The 16,566-nt window shown below is 43.0% G+C and carries 10 protein-coding genes; 9 read left to right on the top strand and 1 reads right to left on the bottom strand.

What is annotated here, in order from left to right; genetic code table 11:
• Nucleotides 1-37: 37 nt before the first annotated feature.
• The 8 genes from xdhB (at nucleotide 38) to JMY09_RS11510 (ending at nucleotide 10,998) form a co-directional block, all read left to right on the top strand.
• Entirely contained in the window at nucleotides 38-2,632 is a 2,595-nt protein-coding gene (gene xdhB, locus JMY09_RS11545) for a xanthine dehydrogenase molybdopterin binding subunit (protein WP_201623745.1), read from the top strand.
• Nucleotides 2,625-3,587, top strand: coding sequence for a xanthine dehydrogenase accessory protein XdhC (gene xdhC / locus JMY09_RS11540; RefSeq protein ID WP_227677301.1), 963 nt, complete (start codon nucleotides 2,625-2,627; stop codon nucleotides 3,585-3,587). The genes xdhB and xdhC overlap by 8 nt, the downstream gene beginning before the upstream one ends.
• A gap of 365 nt (nucleotides 3,588-3,952) precedes the next feature.
• Entirely contained in the window at nucleotides 3,953-5,356 is a 1,404-nt protein-coding gene (gene guaD / locus JMY09_RS11535) for a guanine deaminase (RefSeq protein WP_201623744.1), read from the top strand.
• A 231-nt stretch (nucleotides 5,357-5,587) separates the two neighbouring features.
• Nucleotides 5,588-7,963 carry a WG repeat-containing protein gene (locus tag JMY09_RS11530; RefSeq protein ID WP_201623743.1) on the top strand — a complete coding sequence of 792 codons (2,376 nt, stop codon included), beginning with the start codon at nucleotides 5,588-5,590 and terminating at the stop codon, nucleotides 7,961-7,963.
• Between the two features lie 80 nt (nucleotides 7,964-8,043).
• A complete protein-coding gene (locus tag JMY09_RS11525) occupies nucleotides 8,044-9,063 on the top strand; it encodes an alpha/beta fold hydrolase (RefSeq protein WP_227677300.1) in 1,020 nt (339 codons plus the stop codon).
• A gap of 53 nt (nucleotides 9,064-9,116) precedes the next feature.
• Nucleotides 9,117-9,944: a metallophosphoesterase family protein gene (locus tag JMY09_RS11520; RefSeq protein WP_201623742.1), complete on the top strand. Its 828-nt coding sequence runs from the start codon at nucleotides 9,117-9,119 to the stop codon at nucleotides 9,942-9,944.
• 132 nt (nucleotides 9,945-10,076) lie between these two features.
• Nucleotides 10,077-10,679, top strand: coding sequence for a DUF1543 domain-containing protein (locus tag JMY09_RS11515; protein ID WP_201623741.1), 603 nt, complete (start codon nucleotides 10,077-10,079; stop codon nucleotides 10,677-10,679).
• A gap of 13 nt (nucleotides 10,680-10,692) precedes the next feature.
• Complete coding sequence (locus JMY09_RS11510; protein WP_201623740.1) at nucleotides 10,693-10,998, top strand: hypothetical protein; 306 nt, start codon at nucleotides 10,693-10,695, stop codon at nucleotides 10,996-10,998.
• 128 nt (nucleotides 10,999-11,126) lie between these two features.
• Here the strand turns inward: JMY09_RS11510 and JMY09_RS11505 are convergent, their stop codons facing one another.
• Nucleotides 11,127-11,729: a hypothetical protein gene (locus JMY09_RS11505; protein ID WP_201623739.1), complete on the bottom strand. Its 603-nt coding sequence runs from the start codon at nucleotides 11,727-11,729 to the stop codon at nucleotides 11,127-11,129.
• Nucleotides 11,730-12,047: 318 nt separating this feature from the next.
• On the opposite strand from JMY09_RS11505, the gene hrpA reads away from it, so the two are divergent.
• On the top strand, nucleotides 12,048-16,220 hold the full coding sequence (gene hrpA, locus JMY09_RS11500; RefSeq protein WP_379606735.1) for an ATP-dependent RNA helicase HrpA: 4,173 nt from the start codon (nucleotides 12,048-12,050) through the stop codon (nucleotides 16,218-16,220).
• Nucleotides 16,221-16,566 lie beyond the last annotated feature (346 nt).

Here is a 16,566-nt window from a genome sequence, read left to right as displayed (position 1 = left end):
TCTAACCCATTAGAGTCCTAAGAATAAGAGAACTATTATGAGCCATCATTCTTCATTATTTGACAGCTACAATATTCGCCGTGTGCGTCCACCCAAAAATAAAATCGGCACTAGCGCTAAGCACGATAGCGCCATAAGCCATGTTATGGGGAGCGCCACTTATGTGGATGATATCCTAAAGCCGCAAGATACTTTGCATGTAGCGATCGGCAAAAGTACTCAGGCTCATGCCCGCATATTAAGCATGGATTTGAGTGAGGTAAAAGCCGCCGCTGGGGTAGTGGATGTTATTACCTTTGCTGATTTACCAGCTAAAACGGATATTGGTCCCGTATTTGACGGCGATCCATTAATGGTCGATCAGATCACTGAGTATGTGGGGCAGACCCTCTTTGCAGTAGTCGCTGTCAGCCATCGCGCTGCAAAAAAGGCCAGTCTAAAAGCGCTAGTAAATTATGAGCCTCTACCAGCGATACTGACTATTGAACAAGCGCTTGAGCAAGAGCAATTTGTCCGTCCTAGCCATTTTATGCAGCGCGGTGATACTGAGGCTGAGCTTGATAAGGCAACCACGCGCATTGCAGGCCATATTCATATACTGGGCCAAGAGCACTTTTACCTTGAAGGTCAAGTGTCTTATGTAGTGCCTTGTGATGATGGTGGACTAGAAGTCTATACCTCATCGCAGCATCCGAGCGAAGTGCAGCAATTGGTTGCTGAAGTAGTCGATCTACCTTTTCATGCGGTTACTACTATAGTACGTAGAATGGGTGGCGGCTTCGGTGGTAAGGAGACGCAAGCGGCAGCTTGGGCTTGTCTATGCGGTGTGGTTGCTAAACGTCACAACGTGCCAGTTAGCATGCGCTTAGATCGTCAAGATGACATGGTAGCGACGGGCAAGCGTCACGAGTTTGCTAACCGCTATGATGTTGGTATCAATGACGCTGGTCAAATATTGGCTGTTGATATGCAGCTGTCGGCCCTATGTGGTTATTCACCAGATCTGTCGGATGCTATTGTCGATCGTGCTATGTTCCACTGTGACAATGCCTATTACTATCCAGCGGCACAAATAGCGGGGCATCGCTGTAAGACTCATACGGTATCTAACACTGCCTATCGAGGCTTTGGTGGGCCACAAGGTCTATTAACGGCTGAGTATATGATGGATCATATAGCTTATACTTTAGGCAAAGATCCGTTACAAGTGCGCTTAGCTAACTTATATCAAAACGGTCAAAGTACCCATTATGGGCAGCCGATTGAGCATTTTGATTTAGCCACTATCATGAATACTTTAGCCACAGACTGCGATTATGAACAGCGTCGTCAACAGATCATGGTAGCTAACAAAAAAGCTGAAGCTGAGGGCAGTGATAAGCGCTTAGGTCTAGCACTAACCCCAGTGAAGTTCGGCATCTCATTCACCGTGCAGCATTTGAATCAAGCCGGCGCCTTAGTGCACATCTATACTGACGGTACTATTCAAATTAATCATGGTGGTACTGAGATGGGACAAGGGCTATATATCAAAATTGCCCAAATTGTCGCTAATGAATTTGATGTCGATTTAGATACCGTCAAAGCCACGGCCACTCGTACTGACAAAGTACCTAATACTTCACCCACAGCAGCTTCATCAGGTACCGATATCAACGGCAAAGCGGCACAAAACGCTTGTATTACTATTCGACAGCGCATTGTCGAGTTTGCAGCTGAGCATTTCGCAGTGGCCCCAGAAGCGATTCGTTTTGAAAACAATCATGTCTACATTGAAGATAAGGAAGAATTAACTTTTGCTGAAATGGTGCTATTGGCCTATCAGCACCGCATTAGCTTGTCTGCTACTGGCTACTATAAAACCCCAAAGATATTTTATGATCGCTCGAAAGCTTGGGGTCGACCGTTCTTTTATTTTGCTTTAGGAGCCTCGTGTTCTGAAGTGGAAATCGATACTTTAACGGGGGAATATACCGTACTACGCTGTGATATCTTGCATGACGTCGGGCAGTCTATTAATCCGGCTATCGATATCGGTCAGATCGAAGGCGCTTTTGTCCAAGGTATGGGTTGGCTCACCGCAGAAGAGCTGGTGTGGGACAACAAAGGTAATCTGGCTTCTAACAGTGCCGCCAATTACAAGATCCCAACTGCCCACGACTTGCCGAAGCAGTGGACTGTCAACCTATTCGATCGCAAAAATGAAGAACAGACTATTTATAATTCTAAAGCCGTCGGTGAGCCACCGTTTATGCTAGCGGCTAGCGTTTGGTGTGCTATCAATAATGCGGTAGCCAGCTTAGCGGATTACCATAAAAACCCAGAGCTGACTATGCCGGCAACGCCAGAAGCAGTGTTAAAAGCAGTGATGCGCATGCAAGGCGAGCCTTGGGAAATCGATACTGATGTTAATGCTGCTGCCATTGATAGCTTGACTAATAATGTTGACTATAACCATGTTAATCAAGACGGTGATGACGGTATCAACGACGATAAAGTCAAGCCGCAGCAAGTGTCGCACGGTAAAGACGTCAAGCCGCCAGAGGTTGCCGGTCAGCTAGTAGATGATCAGCCTGAGGCTATAAAAAATCCTAATGTTTCAGTAAGTAGAGGACCGGCGCACAGTGAATGATCTGTCTACTGCATCGATAGCGCCGACACGCTGGTACGACGGATTGGCTCAGTACCAGCAGCAAGGAATCGCTCACGTCTTGGCCACTGTTGTTGCCGTCAATGGCTCAGCACCACGTGCGCTGCAAGCCAAGATGATTGTGACTCTTGAAGGTATCTGTGACACGTTGGGCGGCGGCGGTCTTGAGCATGACGTTACTACAACTGCAAGAGCGCTACTCAATGCTGAACTAGATACGCCAATAGCAGCAAACTCTAAGCAAGCAAAACAAGGCAAGTCTGAGAAGGCTGAAGCTGTACGCCGAGAGTCTGTTTATACTAAGCATTATCCACTAGGAGCAAAGCTAGCACAGTGCTGCGGTGGTAGCGTCACGGTAATGTTTGAGTGCTTCAATGTCAAGCCACCCTTATCGATATTGGTGTTCGGTGCGGGGCATGTAGCAGCTGCATTGATGACTATTTTGGCGGAGCTACCTTGTCAAGTGGATTGGGTGGACAGTCGTGCTGAGAGGTTTGAGCGTTATCTGATCGATGAGTCTACAACTGAAAATCAGCCACCGTCTTATCATTTGCCTGCGCATATTCGACCACATATTAATGACGATCCTACTGACTTTGTTAAACCGTTTGTCAAAAAGCAAGGCAAGCGCTTTATTTTAGTAATGACTCATGATCATAGTCTTGATTTTGATTTGGTACGAGCAGTGCTAGATAGTTATATAGCGCTTAATGCTGATAATACCAAGCAACAGCATATTGCAATGCCGTATATCGGTTGTATTAGCTCAGCAACTAAAGCTAAGCGTTTTCAAGATCGCCTATTACAGCGCGGTTATGATGAGCAGCTGGTTGATCAGATTACTATGCCTATCGGTTTGCCGCTTGGGGGTAAAGAGCCAATGGCAGTCGCTGTGTCTATCACCGCGCAGATTTTGCAACAGTATCATCAGCCTTAGCTTTTTTAGTGATAATGATATTGATCTCAGTTGTTAGCTTTAATGACTATTAGTTAGTAGCTATCAATGACTATCAATTGCTATCAGTGACTATCAAAGCGATTAGCCATAATAAGTTATAGGCGGTTTTTTAACTTTTTAACTTTTTGACTTTTTAACTTTTTAACTTTTTAACTTTTTGACTTTTTAACTTTTTAACTTTTTGACTTTTTGACTTTTTGACTTTTTGACTTTTTGACTTTTTGACTTTTTGACTTTTTGACTTTTTGCTGAGGTTATGGTGATTGAATACTTGGCAGTCTTATCAAAGCTCTATTATTTAGCCTATTAGTTACCCTATTTATTGTTTTATTTGAGGTATATTTATGACCCTACACATTTATCAAGCGCAACTGCTCCATTACCTGACCGAGAGTGATAGTAATAAGCGCACAGAGTCTGCGCCTATGCAAACCTCAGGCATTGATAAACACACTATCCTTAACCCCGTTATAAAAGGCATTACTGTCTTTGCAGAGTATATCGCTGATGGCGCATTAGTCATTGATGATCAGACTGGCCTAGTGGTAGATTACGGTAGTAGCGCTAGCATAATGGCAGAGTATGGCCGTACTCAACAGGGACAACAGCCAGTACAAATCCATGACCACAAGCACAAGCTTATCCTGCCAGGCTTTATTGACACTCATGTGCACTATCCACAAATAGATATGATTGCCGCTTTTGGTGAGCAGCTACTAGATTGGCTTAATAACTATACCTTTGTGACGGAAGCGAACTTTGGCGATCGCAAAGTTGCCGACGATACCGCGAAGTTTTTTTTACAGCAACTGTTAGCTAATGGTACGACCAGCGCTATGGTATTTGCTACTAGCCATCCTGAATCGGTTGAGGCTTTTTTTACTCAGAGTACTCAGCTGAATATGCGTATGATTACTGGTAATGTGCTGATGGATCAAAACGCTCCTGAGCATCTGTGTGTACCTACTGAACAAGGTATACGCGACAGCCAAAACATTATTGATAAGTGGCATGGACGGGGTCGCCAGCATGTGGCTATTACGCCAAGGTTTGCCATTACCTCAAGCCCCAAACAGCTAAAGATGACGGGCGAGCTCTATGCTAGCTATGATAATGTCTATCTACAGACTCATCTGGCAGAAAACCTTGCTGAGGTAGCTTTTGTACACGAGCTTTATCCCAATCATAAAGGCTATCTCGATGTTTATGCTGATATGGGTCTATTGGGTCGTTATACGACGTTGGCACATGGCATTTATCTTGACACCTCAGAGTATGAAGTGCTGCGTGATACTGGTACCCAAATAGCTCATTGCCCAACCTCTAATCTGTTCTTGGGCAGTGGTCTATTTGACCTGTCGAAGACTTTGAGCTATACCGGAGTGAGCATTGCTACTGATGTGGGAGCGGGGACTAGCTTGTCGATGCTCACTACGTTGTCAGAAGCCTACAAAGTTCAGCAATTACAAAGCAACCCTTTATCTGCTCATCAAGGGTTATATCAGATCACCTTAGGCAATGCTCAATCGCTGTTATTAGAACAAAAAATCGGTAACTTTATGCCTAATAAAGAAGCGGATTTTGTGGTTATTGATTTAGGGGCAACAGCGTTACTTGAGCGTCGGATGACGCAGACCAGCTCACTAGAAGAAAAGCTATTTGTCCTGATGATGCTTGGCGATGATCGAGTGATTGAACAAACCGTCATTGCTGGGGTCAGTCGTTATAAAAACAGGACTCGGGTATAACTTCATTAGGGCTATATGCCGATCAGAGTTTACTTCAGCAGCCTTGCATTTATAGACAAAATGGCCAGTAATTATTTGCTAAGGTTTTTAAGATAACGTTTCTGAGAGCCATGCAAGTAAATGCTGGTATTTTTTTATATTTTAAGATTGCACAATTTTCTATTTTTAGCTACTGTAATCACTTAACATAAGTTTAAAATTACTATTAACGCTACGACTAGGGAGCCGATTATGAAGCCTGCTGTTACTACCACTGATACTATTGATGTTAATAAAACCTTGTACCTCAAAAAGTCTCTGAAAGGCTTCTTAATAAAACCTCTAGTAGCGGCTATATTTATGATATCGGCGTTAACTACCTCAACAGCAGCGCTTGCTAGTGACTGCTCTTGTAGCAGCAATAGTCTACCTACTACGACTATTGAAGACAGTAATGACACTCATCCCAATCAGCTAGCTTTAAAGGCTAACAAAGCCTATTACCAACTGACTAATCAGAACGGACAAGTGTTGCAAGATCGCTTGTACGATGTAACGCCTTACGAAGATGGACGGATTATTGCCAAGCGTGATGGCCGCTTTGGGCTTATTGGTGCCGATGGGCAACTGATATTCGACTTTGCCTATGATGCTATAGAGATTCTGCCTGCTGACTTATATCGTTTATCAAAGTATCAAGGCGCTATCAGCATGGACGCATTGGTAAAAGGCGGCAAAGACTGGTTGTATCCTGCTAGTGGCAAATTTGAAAACAAGGTAGCTATCGAGCAACTGTATCATGATGAAACCAATGATATTAGCTATTTTAAAGTAACTGAAAAGGGCAAAGTAGGTCTCATAAATGATAAAAAACAAACTTTAGTCCCTAGCATTTATGATGAGTTAAACTTACTAGATACTTGTCCTAATGAGCGTCTATTTATGATGGTCAAATCAGGCGATAAAACAGGACTAATGGATCAGTATCAGAAGTTTGTGGTGCCACTGGCAACCAACCAGAGCATCGATAATTTTAACCGCGATGAGCAAGTATTCAAAGTCAGTAAGAATCATTACAGTAGTTATAATAGCGATGACAGGGATGAGGGTTTTATCAGCGACACGCTTATTAAGGGCAATGGCAAAACATTAGTTGAATCAGATTCGCCTATAACAAATGCCTCTAATAATCTGTATCAATTTTCACAGGCGGGTAAGTACGGTATCATAAATAGTGACGGCAAAATCATATTGCCGGCCAGTTTTGAGTATATCTCTACCGGCTCAGATGCGCCTATAATAGTGACTCAAAAGGGCAAGCAAGGCATTTTAAGACAAGATCAAACCACTAAGCAGTTTATAGTAGCTAACTACTATGATCAGTTACAAAGTATCGATATTGCTGATCGATCTTTAGCAGAGCTACAGACACCGCCGGAAGAAGAACAGAGCGAATATGCGGTGAGCGATGATGCAGCAGAAGCAGTAGAGGTAGTAGAAGCAGCAGAAGCAGTGGAAGAGACAACAGCAGACTATGATCAAATAGAAGTAGATAGCGCAGAAGAGGCAGAAGTAGACTATACAGACAATGATTATGGTTTCGATAACACCCTATATGTAGCCAAACTCAATAATAAATTTGGACTTATCGATGCAGAGGATAACGTTAGAATCCCCTTCTTTTACGATGAGATATCGCAGTCGATGAATGCTTTGCTAGTCAAGAAAAATCAAGAGTATGGTTTGCTGACTACGCAAAATGAAACTGTTGCTGGTATTGTTTTTGATAGTATCGCTGTGATTGAGAATGCAGAGTCAGAGCCTTTATATATCCTCACCCAAGGTGATAAGCAAAGTATTATTGACAGTGTAGGCCGACCGATTTTACCTCTATCCCCTTATCGTCTTGCGGCTGGAGAAGAAGAGTCTCAGTTCGAGAGTCGCATTATAGTAGATAAAAATGGCAAATATGGGCTACTAAACGACCGTTATGATGCAGTATTAGTGCCTACTAGCTATGAAAAATTTGATTATGAGCTATCAAATAAAACTATCCTTGCACAAAAAGACGGTAGAAAGGTTTTACTTGATTCATCAGGTCAAATCATGCACATCGACTTGAGTGCCTATACTGAAGTTACTGAGATGTATGCCAGCGAAAACTTAAAAGTCGTTGCTCAAAATGGCAAGCAAGGTGTATTAACTCCTAACGGTAAAGTGCTTATCGCCCCCTTATATGATTCTGTAGATAACATTATGCTTGCATACTACTCTGATAATAGAACAGATTACTATATGGTTGAGCTTGATGAGCGTTATGGCTTATTAGATGATAAAGGTAAAACCATTATAAAACCTAAGTATACCGGTTTAAACCCTTTACAATATTTACCTTTTTTAGTGGTAAGTGACTACGATAGTGGTGCTGACTACTCTAAGGTAGGACTGATAAATGCTCAAGGTAAAGTAGTCAAAGCCTTCAATTATGATGCTATCTATGAGAGTTATTACGATGACGATCAGCAAATCGTTCTAATCATGCTTACTAATAACAAAGTTCAAATTTACAATCAAGACTTAAAGCTTATAGAGACTATGAGTGCTGAGGAGTATGAGAAAAGCCACTGATGAAATGGCTAGATTGCAAAATTGACTAGCATTAAATCAAGCGCTAGCTCGTTCAACCTTAACCACCGAGAAGCTCGCGAATGATAAAGCGTTTGGCTAAAATACTATTACTGGCTATAGTTGGCACTGGTATATCGCTTATCATTTTGCTAACGGTGTTTTGGGCTCCTGACCGTAGTGTCGCTCAATTGAAGCAATGGCAATTCCCTGACAGTGAGTTTATTAATATTGAAGGTATGCAAGTGCATATCCGGCGCTCGCAAAAATGCGCTGTCGATGTCAACGACCAGTCACTAAGCTCTGCGTCTGTAGCTAGTATAGAACAAGTCGATACTATCGTCTTGCTACATGGGACCTCAGCTAGTCTACATACGTGGGAGGGCTGGACAAAAGAGCTTAGCGATGACTATTGCGTGGTAAGTATGGACTTGCCAGGCTTTGGGTTGACTGGCCCTTTTGTTGATAAGCGTAGCGCCTATAATAGTACAGACTATGCCGCATTCGTCACCCAAGTATTGGACAGTTTGCAGCTACAACAAGTGACGCTAGTAGGCAATTCATTAGGCGGCAAAATTGCTTGGCGTACTGCTGCTTTATATCCCCATTATGTCAAAAACCTTATAGTAATCGATGCTGTTGGCTATCCAGCTATGCCAAAGAGTATCCCTATAGGTTTTAGACTAGCCAAGTACCCCATATTAAGCCCTATTTTAAATCATGTATTGCCACGGGCAGTGGTGAGAAAAAGCCTTATTAGTGTCTATGCTGATAAGACTAAAGTTACTGATGCCTTAGTCGAGCGCTATTATGACATGGCCCTACGGCAAGGTAACCGTCAGGCACTCATAGAGCGGTTGCGTGACTTTGATAACTTTGAGAATCAGGAGGAAATCAAGGCCTTAACGATACCGACGTTGATTTTATGGGGCGCAAAAGACGAGTTAATCCCTGCTGAGAATGCTGAGCTTTTTCATCGAGATATAACTAACAGCCAGCTAAAGATATTTGCTAATTTGGGCCATGTGCCACATGAAGAAGACCCTATTACTACTGTCGCTGTTGCCAAAAAGTTTTTAGTAAATCAGTCCCCTGTTAGGTGAATAATAGCGGTTAACTTTAATCGCTGATATATCTTAGATAATATGAGATTGTAATGACCATCAACCCTAAGCTCAAAACTATAGATTGCAAACCATCCATTAAGACTGCGGCTATTTCTGATATCCATAGCAATGTCTTTGCCTTAGAGGCAGTATTAGCTGATATCGACGATCGTGATGTACAGCAAGTGGTCAATTTAGGCGATATCCTATATGGGCCTATCGCGCCTAAGCAAACCTATGAGCTGCTGATGAATTATCAAGCTTGCCAATCTAAACCTATTATTACTATCCGTGGCAATCAAGATCGGCAGATTTATGAGGCAACAAAGGATGAGATCGCCTCTAATCAGACTATGTCGTTTATCTATGATAGTTTGCCACTTGCTGCCATAGATTGGTTGCGCTCACTACCTTTTGACTATCGCTTAAATCAACAAATTTATCTATGTCATGGCTCTCCAATCGATGACATGATGTACTTATTAGAAGAGGTCAGTAGCGGTACCCCAAGTGTCCGAGAAGATAGTGACATTATCGAGCGCTTAGCGGGACAACGTGCTGAGGTTATCGTCTGTGGTCATACCCATATTCCCCGCACTGTCACTTTGTCTACCGGACAGATCATCGTCAATACCGGTAGTGTTGGTTATCCTGCCTATGAGGATGAGCTACCCACCAGCCATAAGATGCAGACATATTCTACTCATGCCAGCTACGCTATTATCGAGGGTATCGAAACGTCAACAGGTCTTTGCTGGCAAGTTGAGCAGCTCAAAGTGCCCTACGATTACCAAGCAGCTGCATGCTTAGCCTCGAACAATGGCCGAGAGGACTGGGCCTTTGCTTTACGTACAGGTAGAGTAATGCCAACGTCCTAGTCTGATGATGTGTTTATTACCTTGAGTCTATAATAAGTAACGTTTGTTGACGCTGTTAAGTCTATGTACAAGCTAGAATAAGGTAACTAAAGACAGTTAGATAAAACCTCGCACAGCATTTACGGAGATAGTATGCCTACAGTTTTTATGGTTCAACTTGGCGGTCGTCCTAAAGGGCGCTTGATTGAGCAGCATGATATGTTCTTTGGCGTGGCAGATACGCTTATCGAGCTGATACCAGCGATCAATGAGCATTGGCCTGAGGTAAAAAATAAATGGCATATCGACTCTTATCGTAAAGTCACTAGTGTGGGCGGTTATCATATTGATTGGGTTGCTAAAACCGATTCAGATGCTGCTCCTATAAGTGCTGCAAGTGCCGCCGAGGATTTAAAACTGTATTTTATTAACCTAGGAGGTTATCTGCCTGATGACTTTGAAGAGTATCATCATAAGCTGCTAATCGTAGCGCCGACCCAAGCTGAGGCGGTTAAGCAAGCTAAGCAAAGTGATTTCTATAAGCAGTTTACTTTTAAAGACAAAGACACGCCCTTTAATGCCGCCTCGCATATTGACGATAAGCTGCTGGTAGATGTCGATGAGATTTATAACGTCAATGAGTTGCTAGGCGCAGGAAGCTTACAGATTAGCGTTGATAAGACAGCTGTAGAACGAATAGAAGATAAGTCCTATATCGGTTATTTAAGTATTAAAAATTTAAAGAAGTTACCCTAATATGGCTATTAATATGTACTACAAGAACGGTATGTTTCGTAAAGCACGCGGTCAAGTCGCTGATGATTTAGTGCCGACTCTTTATCAAGTTCGCAATAACCCTAAGTTTCCACAATTGACTTGGCTGATTGATAATCTTTATGAACACCCGCAGATTCCAGCTAAAGTTGCCAAGGCTTTAGCTGATGAAATGCTAGCGCTTGAAAGACTAATACTATCGTTGCATTTGCCTTTCCCTAGGCTGCCTTTACAGCAGCTGCATACCTTCTTTGAGTCGGCTGCTCAGAAACAACAGGTTATTTATACCAGTAGCGAGTGATAGTGTTATTGAAATCAAAGCGATGGCATATCTACAGCACTACTAATAAACTTGAAGTGTAATAAAGAATCTCTGTCCGTACTAGGATCGAAAACTTAGCCTGCTCTAATTAACAGTGGCACAAAGTATTAGAATCGATTGTAGAATGGAATCATTTTTTCAAATACTTGTGTAGTATTCTCTGCTATAACCTTACTGGACTGAGTATCAATGATTTGAATCTGACAACTAGTGTCTTCAGCTTCTATTTTTTCATTGATAAAGTTAGTTTTATTCCTAAAGTTTTTAGCGGTTGAATGAGCTTTTAAAAGGTAGTTGCCGTTTGCAACTAAAGTAGCTTCTACAGTAACTACACATAACACTGGCCAGTCACCTAAGCCTTTAACCATCTTATGCTGGTAAGAAAACCTTAGTTTCTTATTGGCTTCAAAGGTATTTATTTCACTGAAAGCTCCTCGCTTAGCCAAATTCATATAAACAGTCTCAGGCTTATTATTAACCGCCAATGCAATAGATAAAGGGCTGGGCACTAACTCTATATCAACTCTTTCTGCATATCCCTTATCGATGAATCTAGCAGGAGCATAGAAAGTTGCTGGGTCAATGTCATAAGCTAAGGTTGCTATAGCAGCGTTTGTTGGCGGCTCGTATGGTTTGGTGCTTAGACAACCTGTAAGCGTAACCGCTAAGATAGGTAAAATAGCTATCGTTTTATAGAATGGAATAGACATCAGTCTGCCTTATTTGCAGTTTTCTTATGAGCTTGAGGGTGCCATATATTAAGTCATTTTAACTAAATTACTAGAATTAAATTGATAATATTATCAAGCAAAACTAGCAGATGACGGTAACATAGTATTTTCTTATCAACATAATCGTAACTTGAATCACAGCCAAATTAACCCCATAATCTAACCACTTATAAATAATAAATAGCCTAAGCAAATATGTCTGATACTTTAAATAATACAAAAAATATAGCAGAAGCCGATAACGCTAACCTAACAGAAAAGCTAACTAATAGTGTTGAGGCTAATGCTGACGCTGTTGTGAATAATCTAGTGGAGATTCCGGTACTCGCCAAAGACAGCTATCAGCTAAGCCGCCTTGAGCGTGAGCTGACTCGTGCAGCCGTCTCTAGTAAAAAACAGTCTAGTAAAGAGCCAGCTAACAAAAACTCAACCAACGAAAAAGCCGACGCAATATTAGCGAAAAAGCGGGCGCAATACGATAAGCTCAAGAGTCGCTCGCAGCAAGCAGTACAAGCACGCATAGACAGCATTCCGCAAGATTTACCTGCTAAATTAAACCTTGATTTGCCCGTGAGTCAACGTGCTGAGGATTTGATACAAGCCATTATCGATAATCAAGTGATTATTGTTGCCGGTGAGACCGGGTCGGGTAAGACCACCCAGTTGCCTAAGCTGGCGATGCTAGCAGGACGGGGTATCACTGGGCAGATAGGGCATACTCAGCCACGCCGGTTAGCGGCGCGTAGCGTATCGAATCGGATCGCAGAAGAGCTTGGTGAGAAACTAGGTCAAACCGTCAGCTTTAAGATTCGCTTTAATGAGCAAGGCACTGCTCAGTCGGTGATTAAGCTGATGACCGATGGTATCCTACTGGCTGAATTAGGCCATGATAGGTTTTTAAGTAAGTACGATACTATTATTATCGATGAGGCGCATGAGCGTAGCTTAAATATTGACTTTATTATGGGCTATCTAAAAAAACTGCTGCCCAAGCGTCCAGATCTAAAAGTAATTATCACTTCGGCAACTTTAGACACTAAGCGTTTTAGCGAATATTTTAGCCATTACGATGCTAAGCAAAGACGCCAAGTACCAGCGCCTATCTTCAATGTAGAAGGCCGTAGCTTTCCCGTTGAAGTGCGCTATCGTCCGCTCACTGAGGAGCCAGTAACTAGCTCGGATGATGATAGTTATGACGAGTTTGAAGAGAACCTACCACGTGCTATTGTGGCGGCGGTCGAAGAATGTTTTAGCGACGCGCAAAACAAAGCCCATGCTGATCAAGCGGATATCTTGATATTCGCTGCCACCGAAGCCGAAATCCGCGAGACCCAAGAAGTTCTTGAGCGTCATGGACCTAAGCATACTGAAATACTGCCGTTGTTTGCCCGCCAAACTTATGAGGAGCAGCAACGTATCTTTCAGCCATCAGGTCGTGGTCGGCGTATCGTTATCGCTACCAACGTCGCTGAAACGGCGTTAACTGTACCTGGTATTCGTTACGTGATTGACTTAGGATTTGCGCGGATTTCTCGTTATTCTTATCGCTCACGAGTGCAGCGTTTACCGATTGAAGCGATCTCACAAGCCGCTGCTAATCAGCGTAAAGGGCGTTGTGGTCGTGTGGCCCCAGGCGTCTGTATTCGTCTATATAGCGAGGAGGACTTTACGGGTCGTCCTGAATTTACTGAGCCTGAAATACTACGTACTAACTTAGCCTCTGTTATCTTGCAGATGGCGAATCTGCGTCTAGGTAGCGTTGATGACTTTGAGTTTATCGAGCCGCCTGATAGTCGTTTAGTAGCTGATGGACACAAACTACTTAATGAGCTAGGGGCCATCAGTGAAAAAGACGATAAAGGCTCTGAGCAATCAGGCAAGCAGTCTAACGGCAAACCCAATAGTAGATCAGCACGCAAGCCAGGTTTAGATCATTTACGTCTGACGGCTACTGGTCAAAAGATGGCGCGGATGCCAATCGATCCTAGGCTGGCACGTATGTTGGTTGCTGGTAGCGATTTTGATTGTATCCGTGAGATGCTCATTGTAGTGGCTGCGCTGGCAGTGCAAGATCCGCGTGAGCGTCCGGCTAATAAGCGTCAGCAGGCCGATCAAAAGCATGCAGAATTCCGTCAAGATGACTCAGACTTTTTATTCTATCTAAGTTTGTGGAAGGCTTTGTTCGAGAACGATGAGGACGGTAATAAGCTCTCCGGTAATCAGCGTAAGCAATTTACCAAAACCAACTATCTTAGTTTTCCACGGGTGCGCGAATGGCATCAGACTCATCGTCAGCTAGTACAGATGGTGACTGAGCTAAATCTTACTGACGATAATGATGACTCTAATAAGTCTAATAACAATGATCCGACTAGTATTGTTGATGAACAAGTTAAAGCGGTTAAGTATGCCAATTTGCATCGGGCTCTATTAACGGGTCTGTTATCGATTATCGCTCACAAGACCGAAAATCGTGGTGAGTATTTAGCAGCACGCCAACAAAAAGCCAAAATCTTCCCAGCCAGTACCGTATTTAAGCAGATACCCCCTTGGGTTATGGCCTTTGAGATGGTAGAGACTTCACAAGTCTTTATGCGTACTGTGGCTAAGATTGAACCCGAATGGATCATCTCAGCGGCAGGTAATTTACTGAAATACCATTATTTTGAGCCGCATTGGTCAAAGAAGACTGGTCGTGTTAAAGCTTACGCGCAGATCAGTCTGTTTGGGCTGATTATCATTCCTAAGCAGCTGACCAACTATGAGCAAGTGAATCTAGTTGAGTCGCGTGAGATCTTTATTCGTGATGGTCTAGTGACCGGTAATTTTGGTCGACAAGCGCCGTTCTTGCAGCACAATATGGATAAGGTTGCTGATGTCGAGCGTATCGAAGATAAGCTACGTCGCCGTGATCTATTAGTCGATGAAGAAACGCTGTATCAGTTCTATGATAAAAAAATTCCTGAGCACGTCGCTAGCCGTAAAGCTTTTGAAGACTGGCGAGCGGAGATGGAAAAGAGCGATAGCAAGTATCTGTTTTTCACTGATGATGACGTATTAAATAGCCAAGCTCCGACTACTGGCGACTTCCCAGAAGTATGGCAATTGGGCGATCTGAAACTGCCATTACGCTATGTCTTTGATCCTTCTAGTGATGACGATGGGGTAACCATTCGCGTGCCATTAGTAGCGCTACCGCAACTGGATGCTATCGAGCTATTATGGGGCGTACCCGGTTGGCGCTTTGAGCTGGTACTACAGTTGCTAAAATCTCTGCCTAAAGAGATCCGCCGTCAAATTGTTCCTATTCCTGATACCGCAGATAGTTTATTCGATGAGTTACAGCCTGCACAATCTCAGGGTTTGCTCAAACAATTATGCCAAGCGTTAAATCGTCGTGGTGTTATGTCGGTGACGCCAGATAGTTTCAATCCGTCTACTATTGATCGTTATTTACAGCCACAAATCTGCGTGGTCGACGACAAGAACCGCATTATTGAAAAAGGTCGTGACCTAGAAACCTTGCAAATTCGTCATGCTAGCGAAACTAGGCAAGCGGTGAATGAGCAGCAAGGGGTACATACTAGCTTCCCTGAACATTTTAACTTTAGCAAAAACCATCACAGTGCTGGGGTGGTGATGAAGCAGTTCGCCGCTTTAGTGGCTGATGAGGCAGGGGAAGCGGTATCGATTCATCAGTATACGGATGTTACAGCTGCTCTACAGGCGCATCGTATCGGGGTATTAACCTTGATGAAAGCCAAATTGGGCGCGAAGAAAAAGCAGCTTACCAGTCAAATAGATAAAATATTTAAGCTGTCTTTTGCGCCACTTGGCGATATGGAAAAGCTAAAAACTATCGTCATTGATGCGGCACTGGATGCGACTCTTGAGGAGCATTATGTATTATTCGATCACAGCGATGACTTACCGTTAAGTATCGATGATACCGTTGCAGGTTTGGCTGAGGAGTTGCCATTCACCCCTGAGGAGTATGAGCAAACCTTGCAGGTAGTAGTCAGTAACTTTTTATTGACGGGTCAGAATGTGATTAAGATACTTAAAAATGTCTACACTCGTTGGCAACGCATTCGTCAAAGCTTACTGATGCTCGATCGTGAGATATTTGGCGAGTCTATTGATGATATCGAAGATCAACTAGAGGACTTACATTTGGCTGATTTTGTCTATCGGATGGATTATAGTCAGTGGCAGCAGTATCCCCGCTATTTAGAAGCGCTGGAAGTTCGCATTGAGCGCCTTGAGCACAATATCGAAGCTGATCTAGAAGGGGTCTATGCGTTAGACTTACATATGGAGCGCTTGTCAGGTCGTGCTGACAAGGAGTCGATCAGTGCTTACCGCTGGATGGTTGAGGAGTATCGTATCCAGCTATTCGCCCAACCGATGAAGACTCGTATGGCGGTATCCCCTAAACGCCTTAGCAAGATATGGGATGAGATACGTTAAAAAATTGCACTGCAATTTTAGTATCGCAAGGAAAAATCCCTTAAAGGGGATTTTTTGGGATAAGTTAAAAAATTGCCTGCCAGAAAATTATAAATTTTCTCTTGCGCTAGGATAAAGATTTCCCAAATCTTTATTTATTCCTAGCTCATAGTAGCGCAAGGAAGCTTTATTTAAAGTCAGCCTTAAAGGGGATTTTTTGGGATAAGTTAAAAAATTGCTTGCCAGAAAATTATAAATTTTCTCTTGCGCTAGGATAAAGATTTCCCAAATCTTTATTTATTCCTAGCTCATAGTAGCGCAAGGAAGCTTTATTTAAAGTCAGCCTTAAAGGGGATTTTTTGGGATA

Origin of the sequence: Psychrobacter urativorans (assembly GCF_904846695.1) — a bacterium.
In the GTDB taxonomy this organism is placed as follows: Bacteria; Pseudomonadota; Gammaproteobacteria; order Pseudomonadales; family Moraxellaceae; genus Psychrobacter; species Psychrobacter urativorans.
Note: the sequence above shows the minus strand (reverse complement) of the source record. Positions and strands in the feature narration are given on the sequence as shown.